Raw genomic sequence first — 13,323 nt, forward strand, 5'->3', positions numbered from 1 at the left:
ACGATCCGCCGTGTAATTCACTTAAGCTTTTGCTAATGCGCACATGGGCCGTCCACCGGGCCTTTCGGGATGGCAGCTTTCAGGAACTGCACAAAATACTTGGATGTCTTGAATGACGCGCCCACCTGCCCGGCGGGTTATGGAAGCCACTGCCCCGCGATTCTCCACGGCAGCGCCATAAGCGGGGCCGTTTGCTGACAGTCTGCTCAAGCTGACAACTAGGTCCAAGCGGACGGAACGGCAGCGCCGCAGTAACAACACCGAACGTGGTAGAGCAACACCGGCACCGCTGCCGAGCTTAGCTGGCCGAGCGCATCAGGTCCTCGAATGCGGCCGGCCTATATTGCCTCACTCTCGAAACTAGCTGGATCGCCGTTTGAAGGTTCTTTACCCCGGCTTTGCTCTTCACGTTGGCCCGGTACATCTCGACGGTTCGCACGCTCAAGTCGAGCAGCCGCGCTATCTCTTTGTTCACCAGACCCTCGGCCGTAAGCTCCAGCACCTGACGTTCGCGCGTCGACAATTTCTGCAGGAGGTCGAAGCAATCTTTTCGATCTCGTTCCTCTAGCTTTCGGCGCTGTAATGTAGCTCGGCACCCTGCGAGCATCTCGAGCAGCAGCTTCTCGCTGAATGGTTTCTCCAAGAAATCAATAGCGCCGAGTTTCATAGCGGTAACCGCGCTGGCGACATCCCCATGCGCCGTCATCAGAATGACCTGATGGGCGGTGTTGAGGGCGTTCAGCCGCGTAATAGTCTCAAGTCCGTCGAGTCCGGGCATGCGCAGATCGAGCAGGACACATCCTGGCTCCATGGTTCCTGCGACAGCTAGAAATTCTGAGCCGCTGCTGAAAGCAATTGGATTGAAACCGTATGCTCTCAAAGAAAATACGCAGGACCGACGCACTAAATTATCGTCGTCTACGACGTAGACGGTAGTTCCGAGTTCCACTTAATGATCCTTGAAAGATGGCTTCAAACGTCGGTCGATTAGACTAACGAAGGGTTAATTCCCGCTACCGTGCGGGGACGGTATTGAGTATTGGCCAGCGCGCATGCCTCAATTACGGGGTAACTTGTAGGTCCGTCAAAATGGCCAAAACGCTGGAGCGCCGGAAGAGCACAGATCTGTTGCGACCCCGGTTTTCCTTTTCGCTCTATTTCGCTTCGTGGCGCGTCCTTGCAAGCAAGGATCCAAAGCGCGAATGCCCCCAGATACACTACAGCAGGCCAGAGCGAAGCGTGGGGAAAAACCTCGATATTGTGGTGTAATTATGTTGGCGTCGTCTCCTTCTGGCAAACTGCTGAAATTTCCCACGCAAACAGAGAAAATTAGCGGCGGGAAACCGCCACTTTTACATTTGGTGCTGGATGAGTTTGGTCGAGTTACGCACTGTCATGCTTCCAGGCGGCAAAGAAGCATCTCGAACGGAGATTATTGGGTCGATATCTGGAGTGATCCAAACAAAGCGAAGCACGTTTTCGAACTTGCGTTGGAAGGAGTACCTTCTCAGCTCGAATTGGCTTTTGCAAAGACTGGGGAAACTTTCATGGCCTCTCTGGTCCCGCTGCATTCTGACAGAATGGTTGTAGCGGTCGGCGTAGCCTTGGCATCACGGCCACGCTCTCGGCCGCCGACGCGAGATATAGTTGGCAGGCTTGGTTTTCTAACTGCTGCCAAACGCCTGCAGGCCAGGCGTCGTAATGAAGAATTCGGCGTGGCGATACTGGCTATAGACGATCTGGCTCGGTTCCAGATTGACCATGGCTACGAGTTTGGTGAACAGGTCGTCACAGCACTTCATGATCAGCTTACCCAACTCCACCCTCCGCCCGACTTGGTCGCCCGGCTCGGCGATGACCAGTTTGGAGTCGTCTACGGGAAATCTAGTCAGTTCCTGAGCATCGACACCATTGAGTTGGCGCAGCTTGGAAGCGTGCAGACGAACGATGGAGCGACCGTGCGTTTCGTTGTCAGTGGCGGGCACAGTCAGAACTCATCGGTATCGCGCAGCGTCGAATGTCTATTGCGCGAAGCTGAGATCGCCTACCAACAGTCGTTACGTCAAAAAACGGGGGCTGCTATAGGGTTCACAGGCGAGATGAGGAACGCGATGCAAAAGCGTGCCTCGGCAATTGCTATTGCGGATCGGGCGCTAAGCGAGGGACGCATATTTCCATACTTTCAGCCGAAGGTGCACTTGGCCACCCAAAAGCTGGTAGGCTTTGAAGCATTGCTGAGGTGGACAGGGCCCGACGGCGCGGTTCAGAACGCAGGCTCGATAGCCGAGGCATTCGAAACCGTCCATGTCGGACGCAGATTGAATGAGGTGATCCTCAGTGAGACACTTCGGATTGCAGAAAACTGGAGATCCAAGGGCCTGCTGATACCGGTGGCGATCAACTTCTCACAGTTGGACTTTCAGCAGCCTGACTTTGCTTCGGTTCTAATTGATCGTATCAACGCTGCAGGGTTGCCTGCAGAGATGGTAGAGGTCGAAATTACGGAACGTGTCCTTTTGGATGATGACAACGACACGGTTGGTCAGGCGCTGGAGAGGTTGAGTAAGCACGGACTAAAGCTTACTCTGGATGACTTCGGTACAGGATACGCCTCAATCTCTCATCTACAGCGTTACCCGATAGCTGCTATCAAGATTGATCGCGCATTTATCACAGGGATGGAGCATCGCGCGGAATCAGTGTCGATAGTCAAAGGGCTCATCGGTTTGGCATCCGATCTTGGCCTTGAGGTCGTCGCTGAGGGGATTGAGAACTATGAACAATTTGAACTTTTAAAGGGGCTTGGATGTCCCATTGGACAGGGCTATCTCTTCAGCCCGGCCGTAGACCCAGATGAGGCCGAAATAGTGGCGAAAGAGGCACCTACTTGGCAGACGCACTCGAGTTTTGGAGCTACGTAAGCACCAGTCAACTGCTTGAAGAAACGCTCCCTTCAGCGCTGAATGACCTTGTCACAGCGGCGCAACTCAAGAACGAAAGACTCGCGGTCACGGGGGTTCTTCTTTTTACCGGTGCCCACTTCACCCAATATCTTGAGGGAGCGCCGAAAGAATTGCGCGAGCTCCGACAAGCGATTGAAACCGACGATCGCCATCGAGACGTGACGACCCTCTCGCAGGGGAAGATTAGCGGGCGCAGTGCGAAGCAATGGTTGGCATATGTTCAACCCTCGGTGTACCTGGACACTGCAGTTCGCCAGGCTATGAGCTCCTTGAAGACCGGAAGCTCGGCAGGCGTTCACAAGCTTCTCGCTATCCTGCAAGAGTTCGGGCACTTGAAGAATTGACATCTTCTTGGGCGATCGGGAGCGTGAATTTAATCGCTGTACCGCCGCCGATCGCCGGCTCGTACCAAATACGTCCGTTATGAGCCTCCACCACGCTGCGGCAGATCGATAGCCCGATTCCCATCCCATTTGTCTTGCTAGAGGCGAACGGCTGAAAAAGATTTGTGTCGTCCCCCGCAGCGATTCCGGGCCCCTCGTCGACCACGGCCACCTCGCAGCAATCGCTGCTGAAGAGCGTGGCGGTGATTTTGATTTTGGGTGGTGCTTCGCTTGCTTCGAAAGCGTTTCGAATGAGGTTGATCAGCACCTGCTGAATCTGAACCGGGTCGGCATAGACGGGCGGAAGATCCTTCGCCACGGTTATCGCTGGGTTGATGCTAAGGCCGAAGATATGCTGCACAAGCGACACCGTCGTTCGGAGCAACTCGAACACGGAGACGTTTTCACGCTGAACCGCTCCTCGCCGGACAAGCTCGCGAACCCGCCGTAGAATCTCTCCTGCTCGTTCCGCCCCCTCCTGAAGCGAATTCACTCCGTCTCGAACCTCGGCGAGATCGAAATCGTCGTCTTCGAGCAATTGCTTTAGCCCACCGGCATATTGAGAGATTGCCAGCATCGGTTGGTTGAGCTCGTGAGTGATGACAGAGGCCATAGCGCCCATAGCCGAAATGTTCTCCATTTGACGAAAACGCATTTGGGACTCTGGAAGGCTGGGGGGTAGCTGCACATCATCGCAATGGCTCAGGAACCCATACCATGCGCGCGCACCGTCTGCCTCGAGTGCCGGAAACGCCTCAAGGTAGCACCAGCGAAAGCTGCGGGTGGTTCTAATCCTCAGACTACCCGAATAACTCGCCATTTCCCGGGCCGCGAGCTTCCATTTCGGAAGTTCGCGATGAATGTCGGCTGGATGAGCGGCATCCTTCCACACTGTACCGGGCTGAAGTGACCAATCTGAGCGGCCCACTTCAACAATTACACCATCATCAGTGCATTTCCACGGAACCCGACCGCTCACTCGAAATACATGCCCAGACAAGGTGTCGAAGTCCATGGTGCTTCTCCGTCCTCAGAGGCTCACCTACTTCGAACGGCTTCCGTTGAAAAATGTTTCAGGATTTCTCGCCTTCTCTAGTTGGCGGTTCCCAAGGGATTGTCGAAGCGGAGGGTGCAGAGAAGCTTCGATCCAGCCCCTCGCGCAGGTCAACCGTGCAGTGGGGATGCAACGAACAGGAACTCGCCAACTCAGTGTCGAATGACCTCAATGGGCCGCATCCACCGTGTTCCGCGGTTGGAGCCGCAATTGTTGAGTGACACGCGCCATATCGCAACTGTAGGCTTCAACGCGGTGCCGCTCGGTTGGCCGCGGCATTCAGGCGCGGGCTATAAACAGTCCCGCCATTACGGCCGCCCAATGTGTCGCTGCCGCGGCCACCACGTGACCGTGCCAGATGGCTTTGGCGAATTGCAGTCGCTTATTGGTGTAGAAGAGAACTCCAGCTGAATACAACAGACCGCCCATGGCGAGAAGCCACAGCACTACCCCTGACGTCATGTTCGCAAGGGGAACTGCTGCGATGGCCCCAATCCACGCCAGGCCTAGATAGATAGGCACCCATATTTTCTGACTAATCGGAGGGAGGAAGATCTTGCCGACAATTCCCAGACCGGCCAGCAGCCATAGGCTTGTCGTCAGCGACCAAGCCCAGGTGCCCGAGAGCAAATACGCGGTAAACGGCGTATATGTCGCCGCGATCATCAGGAAGATACCGATGTGGTCGAGCCTGCGCAGGATTGGCTTCCATTCCGCTGGCGCGAAGTTATAGGCGGTGGAGAACCCGAACATGCACACCGCGCCAAGCGAATAAATCAAGATGACGGCGAGCTTGCCAGGAGCTGGATCCTGAATGCCCATCCAGAGCAGGATGCTGCCGCCCAGAATGGCAAGGGAGAGGCCAAGCAAATGGACAACCAAGTCGGCGGTGCGCGCCTTGTCGCTTGGATAATGGGGGAGCGCTGCCATTAAGCCTCGGCTGGTATTGTGCAGGTTTTGCTACATATAGGGAGCATGGGACGACGATGCGACGAAGTCCCAGCTAAGTGATTGGGCGGTTCAATGCCTTGCAACCTCACCATGCCGCCGAAAGATCCGGAGGTTGTCAAGCTGGCGCCATATCTCCCTCGTCGGTAAGCTCGCCCTATCAGGAAGCCTGTGCCAACGGAACACCAGTGGCTGCAGCTACCGCAGACGGTCAAGGGCGCCAACTCATTTCCGTGCACCCAAGTCGACACGGCAACTTGTAGCAACGTTGCCAGAATGTCGTGTCAGTTTGCCCTATTTGGCGCAGATTGACTGAGCGGATAAGCGAGTCGTTGAATCGGAGGATGGTCTTTGGTCCATATAGTGCTGTTTCATTCTATCCTCGGCCTTCGGCCCGTAGAACACGCCATCGCCGCCGCATTTCAGGCTGACGGCCATACCGTCACGCTCCCTGACCTTTTTGCCGGAAAATCGGCCGACAACTATGATGACGCCTTTGCGCTCCGCAAGTCCGTTGGGACGAAGGCAATCATGGAACGCGCCCAAGTCGCGGTAAAAGCGGCGCCACCTGAAGCCGTGCTCTCGGGCGTGTCATTCGGTGCGTCGTTGACCGGTGAATTTTGGACCGATCGTCCGCAAATGGCCGGCGCAATTTTGTTTGCCGGCATTGCGGAGTGGATGTTGCCGCCGACTCCCGCGCTGCCTATTTCGGTGCACATCGCGCGGCCCGACCCATTTGATGATGAAGAATATTTCGCCGACTGGGTCGCCCAGAAGGGTGAGGCGAACCTCGATATGCATCGCTACGATGGCGCAGGCCATTATTTTCTAGATTCTAGCCTCGACGACTACAATGAAGGCGCCGCCAAGCTCTGCCTTGATCGCTCTCGGGCCTTTCTCAAGGGTCTCTAGTCAAGAGGGGGTTGCTTGCCGGGCAAGGCCGGCACGACCAACAGCTCGCCCCGCGCCGCTGTCGGCATTTGCGCAACCACAGAGTAGATCGACAGCTTTCTGGAAGACTCTACTGCTGCTTGAACGGCAGGACTGGGGCGCGTTGCGGTAGGTCCCCAGTAAGCGGAGCCAGCAGTGTAAGGATATGTCAGAGTTCAGTGGAATTTTGCCAGAAAGGACTGTCGCTCGACAAGGCCGCCTCAACAGTTCTGATTTCCCCCTAATCGTCCTCGACGAAGACTTCAGCACGCCTTCTGCGGATCGATGGCAGCACTGCGACGAGCACCGCCGCCAGGGCCATGATCAGAAGCGTTGCGGAGATGGGTCGCTCGATGAAAATCATCGGATCGCCGCGCGAAATGATCATGGCCCGCCGCAAATGCTCCTCGAGCAGCGGCCCCAGCACGAAGCCCAGCAGAAGTGGTGCCGGTTCGCAGCCGAAGCGGATCAGCAGGTAGCCCACAATGCCGAAGAAGGCGATGGCGTAGATGTCGTAGACATTTTGGTTGATCGAGAACGTGCCGATACAGGCGAACAGCACAATCGCAGGGAATAGCACACGATAGGGAATGGACAGCATCTTCACCCACAACCCCACCAGCGGCAGATTAAGGACCACCAGCAGCAGATTGCCGATCCACATCGAGGCAATGATGCCCCAGAACAGTGCCGGCTGCTCGTTAATCACGTTGGGGCCGGGCGTGATGCCCTGAAGAATAAACGCCCCGATCATCAGCGCCATCACCGGATGGGCCGGAATGCCCAGCGTCATCAGCGGAATAAAGGAGGTTTGCGCGGCCGCGTTGTTCGCCGATTCTGGACCAGCCACGCCCTCGATAGCACCCTTGCCAAATTCGCCTGGATTTTTCGACAGGCGTTTCTCCGCCGAGTATGACGCAAAGGCCGAAAGGATATGACCGCCGCCGGGGAGAACACCCAGGATGGAGCCAAGTCCGGTCCCACGCAGCACCGGCATGATAATGCGCCGCAGATCGTCTCGCGTGAGCCAGAGGTTCTTGACCGCTTTGACGCCCACCTCGCGCTCATGTTCGTTTTCAAGGTTGCGCAGGATTTCGGCGATACCGAACACGCCCACGGCCACGGCCACGAAGTTGAGCCCGCCGAACAGTTCCCGGAGCCCGAAGGTGAAGCGCGGCGTGCCGGTATAGATGTCCTGACCCACCATGCCCAGCAGCAGGCCCAGCACGATCATGCCCAATGCCTTGATGATCGAGCCATGCGCCAGGGCAATGGAGACCAGTAACCCTAGTACGATCAGCGAGAAATATTCCGGCGCCCCGAAATTGAGCGCGGCCCGCGCCAGCGGTGGCGCAAAGGCAGCGAGGAGGAAGGTCGCGACCGAGCCGGCAAAGAACGAACCGAGTGCGGCCGCCGCCAGCGCCGGTCCGGCGCGGCCCTGTCGGGCCATCTGATAGCCGTCGATCGCGGTCACCGCCGCAGAACTTTCGCCCGGCAGATTGATCAGGATCGCCGTGGTTGAACCACCATATTGAGCACCGTAGTAAATGCCGGCCAGCATGATGAGGGCCGTTTCCGGATTCAGCGAGAAGGTTATGGGCAGGAGCATGGCGATGGTCGCCGTGGGTCCGATCCCAGGCAGCACGCCGACCAGCGTGCCCAGCAGCACGCCAATGAAGCAGTAAAGAATATTGACCGGATCCAGAGCGACCGAAAAGCCGAGTCCGAGCGAAGCGAATAGGTCCATGGTCTCGCTCCTAGAATCGCAGCCAGGGGCCGACCAGCGGCACAATCATGCCCAGCCCGACCACGAAGATGAGAAGACACAGCGCGCACAAGCCGGCCGAGATGATCAGTGCTGAAAGCCAGGTGTTCCGGCTCGAAGACAGGGCTGTGGCAAAACCGGCTATCAGCACCACCGGGATGAAGCCCAGCCCGCGAATGGTCGCCGCAAAAAACAGGATTGTGCCCAGTACAAGCACGATGCCGCGGAATGGCCATGGCGGCGCCGCCTCTTCATCAGGCTTGCCCATACCTTTGGCGGCCACCACTATGCCCAGCGCAATCAGGATACCCCCGAGCACCACCGGCATGAAGCCAGGGCCCATGCGAAATGGCGTTCCGAAATCATAGCGTAGCGCTTCCAGCGCAAAATAGGTGCCAAATGCGATGAAGATCGCCCCCGATGCCAGGTCGTTTCGCGACGCGTTGAGTGCCATGCATCTCCCCCCGTTTGTCCCGCTGCTCCGCAGGGTGGTGGCGCCGCTGCTCTTGCCGCGGCGCCCTCTGCATTACTGTGCGGATACGCCTGCGGCCGCGATAACCTCGGCCCAGAGTGCCGTCTGGCCTTCGAGCTTTTCAGCAAGCGCTTCGGGCGTGGCTTCGCTGGCCGGCACAGGATAGGTGCCCAGTTCGGCAAAGCTGTTGCCCACCGTCTCATCGGCCAAAGCGGCCTGCAGAGCCTGAGTCAGGCGCTCGACGATCGCAGGATCGGTGCCGGCCGGTGCATAGAGGCCATGCCAGATCGAGAGATTGAAGTTTTCTACGCCACCCTCGGCCATGGTCGGCACGTCTGGCAGCACGGCAATGCGCTCCGGCGTGGTCACGGCATAGGCCTTGATCTCGCCGGCCTGGATTTGGCTGGTGGTATTGGTGGTCTGGTCGCACATCATGTCGATCTGGCCGCCAAGCAGATCGGTCATGGCCGGGCCAGTTCCCTGATAGGGCACTTCGGTCAGCTTGGTTTCCAGCGCATCCTGAAACAGCAGGCCGCAGAGCTGGCTCGCCGCGCCGATACCAGCATTAGCGTACGTTACGTTCTCGCCGTTTTCCTTCACATAGGCGATCAGGTCTTCAAGCGTTGCTGGCTCGAAATCCTTGCGCGCCACCATGGTCATGGGCACCTCGGTAACCAGGCCGATCGGCGCAAAGTCGGTCATTGGATCATAGGGCAGGCTGGCATAGAGCGCCGGTGCGGTAGACATCCCGATATGGTGCAGCAGCAGCGTGTAGCCGTCATTGGCCGCAGCAGCGACCTGACCGGCACCCAGCGTGCCACCGGCCCCACCCACATTCTGCACCACCACCTGCTGCCCAAGATCTTCGCTCATGGCCGCCGCCACCAGTCGCGTCACCGTGTCGGTCGGACCGCCTGCCGAGAACGGCACGACGATGGTGACCGGCTGGGTCGGGTAGTCCTGCGCCATAACGGCGGCCACGCTAAACGCCGATCCGGCGACCAGGCTTGCGGCAAGCATCTTCACGACAGTTTTCATCTTCTTGATATCCTCCCAAATTGTCCCGGGCCCGAGAGGTCCTCCTCGGGCCTGCCCCGGTCTTGCAAACCCTGTGCCAAGTGAAATTCGCAACGCAGATATGCAATCCTGTGGGATCGTGGTAACGATTTGGGCAAGAAATTGCCGGGCGCCCGCCTGAACTCCGGCAATTTCTTGCCAGCGCCCGCGATAACGGGTGGGAGGACGCGCCATCGCCACACGGATAGGCAGCATCGCGGGGGGGCGGCAACTCGCCATAGGCGCGGCCGGACTTTCCATCGTGGCCATTGTCTTCTGGGTCGCATTCGAGCTGACCCTGTCGGCTGCCGTGCGTGATGCGGAGGAGCAGGCGCAACGGCGCCTTGCACTGTTCGATAGGACACTTGAAGCCATCATCGAGCGCTATCATTACCTGCCCGTCGCCATTTCCCAGGCCCGGGAAACGCGCCTGGTGCTGGAAAATCCAGACAGCACAGCCGCCATCGAAGCGGCCAATGGCTTCCTCAGCCAGATCAACGAAACTGCAGGCGCCAGCGAAATTTTTCTCATGGACAGCACGGGCGCCGTGGTTGCAGCGAGCAATTGGTGGACACTCACCAGCCTGGTTGGCACGAACTACTCTTTCCGCCCCTATTTCGCCGACGCTATGGTGCGCGGCCGCGCCGAATACTACGCCTTCGGCATGTCCACCCGGGTGCCCGGCCTGTTTCTCTCGCAGCGCGTCGAAGGGCCGGACGGGCCCTTGGGTGTCGCGGTCATTAAGATCAACCTGGGGGAGATCGAAGCCAATTGGTGGCGATCGGGCGAGTTGATCGGCATTGTCGACCTCAACGACGTCGTCATTCTTTCCACGCGCCCGGACTGGCGCTATCGGCCGCTCGAAACAATCCCCCTGACCGAGTTCCAGGCGATCTCGCGCCAGCAGCGCTATGGCGAGAACGGCGTCGAAAACCGCGGCATCATGACAGATCGCTGGCACTCCCGTGGAGCCGGATTCGCTCTCCTGGCAGGCACCGATCCGGAAACCTCGGGCTATTTCGTGCTGCAGGAATTGCGTCTGCCCAAGTATGGCTGGCGCATCCTCTCCTTTTCGCCCCTGACCCCGCTCTATGGCAGCGCCGTTACCATGGCTACCGCCGCCGCCCTGGCCTGCGCCGCCATTTTGCTCATCATCATCTTGTTCGAACAGCGCCGCCGGCTCGTCGCCCAGCGTCTGGCTGATCACAACCAGCTCGAATTGCGCGTGGCCGAGCGCACCGAGGATTTGCACACCACCAACGAACAATTACGGGCCGAAATTGCCGAACGCGTACGGGCCGAGAAGGCCGAAAGCGATGCCCGCGAACATCTGATCCAGGCCGCCAAGATGGCCAGCCTCGGACAGGCCCTCGCGGGTGTCGCCCATGAGATCAGCCAGCCCGTGGCGGCTCTGGCAACCCATCTGGCCAGCGCCTGGCTGCTCGATCAGCGCCGGGGTGGCAGTGAAATGGGCCCGGTTCTTTTGGCCATGGAGAAGGTCGTCGAACGCCTCGCCACCTTGACCGGACACCTCAAGACCTTTGCGCGCAAGCAGACCCGCGAGCCCATGCAGGCCGATATCGGTACCGTCATCGCCAATGCACTTGAACTCACCGACCATCGCCTGCGCCAGGTCGGTATCGACATCGAATATCGCCGCCCGCGTCCGCCGATCCATGTCGGCGCCAATCCGGTGCATCTCGAACAAGTGCTGATCAATCTGATCGCTAATGCCGCCGACGCCATGCAGGACACGCCGGCGCGCATTCTCTCCATCGGCGTCAGCCAGAATGCCGGCCACGCTGAAATCGCCATCGCCGATACCGGCATCGGCATCGCGCCAGCCGAGATTCCCAATCTCTTCGACCCCTTCTTCACCACCAAGCCTGCCGGTCAGGGGCTGGGCCTGGGCCTGGCAATTTCCTTTGGCCTGGTCCGCGACAGCGGCGGTACGATCACCGTCCGCTCCAGACCGGGTCAGGGCAGCACCTTCACCATTTCTCTTTCCCTGGCGCACACCGTCGCCGCACGAGCATCTGCATGACCGAACCACTCGTTCTCATCGTCGACGACGAAGAAATGATGCGCACCGCGCTTGAACAATGGCTGCGCCTGTCCGGCTTTGTCACGGCCACTGCTGCCAACGCCGAGGAGGCCCTAGCCGGCATCGACGACAGCCATCCCCATGTGGTGCTGACCGATGTCCGCATGCCCGGCCTGTCGGGTCTTGATCTCCTGCGTTCGATTGCCGAGCGCGGCCTGCCGACCGAGGTCATTCTCATCACCGGCCATGGCGACGTGCCCATGGCTGTCGAGGCCATGCGTGCCGGTGCCTTCGATTTCCTGCAGAAACCCTATGTGCCCGATCAACTGGTCAACGCCATCACCCGTGCTGCCGAGCAGGCCAGGCTCAAGCGCGAGCTGGCCGCTCTGCGCCGCCAACTGGACGGCGGTGAAAACGAGCTGGCCGCACGCCTCATCGGCACCTCGCCCGCCATGCGGGCCCTGCGCCGGGCCGTGCGGGATCTGGCGCCCATTCCCGCCGACGTCATTCTCCTGGGTGAAACGGGTACCGGCAAGGAGGTCGTCGCGCGCTGCCTCCACGATTTTTCCCCTCGCGCCAAAGGCCCATTCGTTGCCGTCAACTGCGCCGCCATCCCCGCCGAGCTGATCGAAAGCGAGCTGTTCGGTCACGAATCCGGCTCCTTCACTGGCGCCTCGGGCCAGCGGATCGGCAAGTTCGAATACGCCCATGGCGGCACCCTGTTGCTCGACGAGATCGAGTCCATGCCCCTGCTCGCCCAGGCCAAGGTGCTTCGCGTAATTCAGGAACGGGTGGTGGAACGGCTCGGCTCCAACAGGCAGATTCGGCTCGATCTGCGCATCGTGGCTGCCTCCAAGGTCGATCTCAAAGCCGAGAGTTTGGCCGGTCGTTTCCGCGCCGATCTCTACTATCGGCTCAATATGGCTACGCTCGACCTGCCACCCCTGCGCGACCGCGGCGATGACTGCGTTTTCCTCTTCCACTACTTTCTGGCCGACGCCGCGCGTCGTTTTGGTCGAGGCGCGCCCGCCCTACACCCGGCAGATATCGATGCGCTGCTGACTCATAACTGGCCGGGCAATGTGCGTGAATTAAAGGCAGCCGCTGACCGCTATGCCCTTGGCTTGGGCGCAACAGGCCGTTCGATTGGCAACATACTAGGCCAAGAAGCCTGCAGCAGCGTCGGTGCAAGTCTGGCCGAATGCGTGGCTGCCTACGAGAAGCATCTCATCGAAGCGGAACTAGGTCGACACGAAAATGCTATCGCCGCCACGGCCGAAGCCCTGCAGCTGCCGCGCCGCACCCTGAGCGAAAAGATGAATCGTCTCGGCATCCGGCGGTAAGCCGGGGCTATTCAATCTGCAGCAAGCGCCGGGGTGATCGAGTGGCACACGGGATCGGCCTGAACCATCTCCAAGTGGCCGCATTCTACCTTGCTTGCCCTGCAGTCGATCTGCAACAAAATCCGGCAGCAGCTTTGCGTGACCAGCTAACTGAAATCTGTTCCCATGCAAGGGCGGGCTCGCCGGGAAGATGACTTCGCGATGTGGATGCTGGCACCAAATCCAAACGCCCCTTCTGCTGCGTCTTGAGCATCACGGTGGCGAAGTTTTGGATCGTGTCCCATAGCGTGGTGTAGCTGAGGCTGGGCCTCGAGGCTTTTCCGGCATGGGCCGGGCTGATCAGCGGGCTATGCCTGGCAGGCTGA

At 59.2% G+C, this 13,323-nt stretch carries 12 protein-coding genes; 5 read left to right on the top strand and 7 right to left on the bottom strand.

From position 1 onward, the window contains the following. Positions 1-298: 298 nt before the first annotated feature. Entirely contained in the window at positions 299-949 is a 651-nt protein-coding gene (locus tag GGR20_RS19170; protein WP_183312759.1) for a response regulator, read from the bottom strand. Between the two features lie 253 nt (positions 950-1,202). Between GGR20_RS19170 and GGR20_RS18090 the strand changes: the two genes are divergently transcribed. Further along, positions 1,203-2,921 carry a GGDEF domain-containing phosphodiesterase gene (locus GGR20_RS18090; protein ID WP_183312760.1) on the top strand — a complete coding sequence of 573 codons (1,719 nt, stop codon included), beginning with the start codon at positions 1,203-1,205 and terminating at the stop codon, positions 2,919-2,921. Next, the gene (locus tag GGR20_RS18095; protein WP_183312761.1) at positions 2,888-3,307 is read left to right on the top strand and encodes a BLUF domain-containing protein; all 420 of its coding nucleotides are present in this window, start codon (positions 2,888-2,890) and stop codon (positions 3,305-3,307) included. Before GGR20_RS18090 ends, GGR20_RS18095 begins: the two co-directional genes overlap by 34 nt. On the opposite strand, the gene GGR20_RS18100 is transcribed toward GGR20_RS18095, so the two are convergent. Both GGR20_RS18100 and trhA read right to left on the bottom strand, forming a co-directional pair. Further along, positions 3,273-4,361: a sensor histidine kinase gene (locus GGR20_RS18100; RefSeq protein ID WP_183312762.1), complete on the bottom strand. Its 1,089-nt coding sequence runs from the start codon at positions 4,359-4,361 to the stop codon at positions 3,273-3,275. The two genes, GGR20_RS18095 and GGR20_RS18100, sit on opposite strands and share 35 nt — an antisense overlap. 318 nt (positions 4,362-4,679) lie before the next feature. Next, positions 4,680-5,330 (bottom strand): PAQR family membrane homeostasis protein TrhA, encoded by a 651-nt coding sequence (gene trhA, locus GGR20_RS18105; RefSeq protein WP_183312763.1) that lies wholly within the window; start codon positions 5,328-5,330, stop codon positions 4,680-4,682. 381 nt (positions 5,331-5,711) lie between these two features. On the opposite strand from trhA, the gene GGR20_RS18110 reads away from it, so the two are divergent. Further along, positions 5,712-6,260, top strand: a complete 549-nt coding sequence (locus GGR20_RS18110) for a dienelactone hydrolase family protein (protein ID WP_253560409.1) — start codon at positions 5,712-5,714, stop codon at positions 6,258-6,260. Positions 6,261-6,519: 259 nt separating this feature from the next. Here the strand turns inward: GGR20_RS18110 and GGR20_RS18115 are convergent, their stop codons facing one another. From GGR20_RS18115 to GGR20_RS18125, 3 genes are all read right to left on the bottom strand, one after another. Continuing rightward, a complete protein-coding gene (locus GGR20_RS18115) occupies positions 6,520-8,025 on the bottom strand; it encodes a tripartite tricarboxylate transporter permease (protein ID WP_183312765.1) in 1,506 nt (501 codons plus the stop codon). A 10-nt stretch (positions 8,026-8,035) separates the two neighbouring features. Beyond that, a complete protein-coding gene (locus GGR20_RS18120; RefSeq protein WP_183312766.1) occupies positions 8,036-8,497 on the bottom strand; it encodes a tripartite tricarboxylate transporter TctB family protein in 462 nt (153 codons plus the stop codon). 72 nt (positions 8,498-8,569) lie between these two features. Continuing rightward, complete coding sequence (locus tag GGR20_RS18125) at positions 8,570-9,553, bottom strand: tripartite tricarboxylate transporter substrate-binding protein (RefSeq protein WP_183312767.1); 984 nt, start codon at positions 9,551-9,553, stop codon at positions 8,570-8,572. 196 nt (positions 9,554-9,749) lie between these two features. On the opposite strand from GGR20_RS18125, the gene GGR20_RS19175 reads away from it, so the two are divergent. Beyond that, positions 9,750-11,615 carry an ATP-binding protein gene (locus GGR20_RS19175; protein ID WP_183312768.1) on the top strand — a complete coding sequence of 622 codons (1,866 nt, stop codon included), beginning with the start codon at positions 9,750-9,752 and terminating at the stop codon, positions 11,613-11,615. Next, positions 11,612-12,958, top strand: coding sequence for a sigma-54-dependent transcriptional regulator (locus tag GGR20_RS18135; protein ID WP_183312769.1), 1,347 nt, complete (start codon positions 11,612-11,614; stop codon positions 12,956-12,958). The genes GGR20_RS19175 and GGR20_RS18135 overlap by 4 nt, the downstream gene beginning before the upstream one ends. Positions 12,959-13,043: 85 nt before the next feature. Here GGR20_RS18135 and GGR20_RS18505 read toward each other — a convergent pair. After that, positions 13,044-13,323, bottom strand: a 280-nt coding sequence (locus GGR20_RS18505; RefSeq protein WP_210283249.1) for a hypothetical protein, incomplete at its 5' end; no start/stop codon positions are given.

It is taken from the genome of Devosia subaequoris (assembly GCF_014197055.1).
GTDB classification, from domain to species: domain Bacteria; phylum Pseudomonadota; class Alphaproteobacteria; order Rhizobiales; family Devosiaceae; genus Devosia; species Devosia subaequoris.

Excerpts from the sequence above, each read along its gene's own strand:
- GGR20_RS18090 (WP_183312760.1), top strand. The coding sequence starts at position 1,203 with ATGCCCCCAGATACACTACAGCAGGCCAGAGCGAAGCGTGGGGAAAAA.
- GGR20_RS18100 (WP_183312762.1), bottom strand. The coding sequence starts at position 4,361 with ATGGACTTCGACACCTTGTCTGGGCATGTATTTCGAGTGAGCGGTCGG.
- trhA (WP_183312763.1), bottom strand. The coding sequence starts at position 5,330 with ATGGCAGCGCTCCCCCATTATCCAAGCGACAAGGCGCGCACCGCCGAC.
- GGR20_RS18115 (WP_183312765.1), bottom strand. The coding sequence starts at position 8,025 with ATGGACCTATTCGCTTCGCTCGGACTCGGCTTTTCGGTCGCTCTGGAT.
- GGR20_RS18120 (WP_183312766.1), bottom strand. The coding sequence starts at position 8,497 with ATGGCACTCAACGCGTCGCGAAACGACCTGGCATCGGGGGCGATCTTC.
- GGR20_RS18125 (WP_183312767.1), bottom strand. The coding sequence starts at position 9,553 with ATGAAAACTGTCGTGAAGATGCTTGCCGCAAGCCTGGTCGCCGGATCG.
- GGR20_RS18135 (WP_183312769.1), top strand. The coding sequence starts at position 11,612 with ATGACCGAACCACTCGTTCTCATCGTCGACGACGAAGAAATGATGCGC.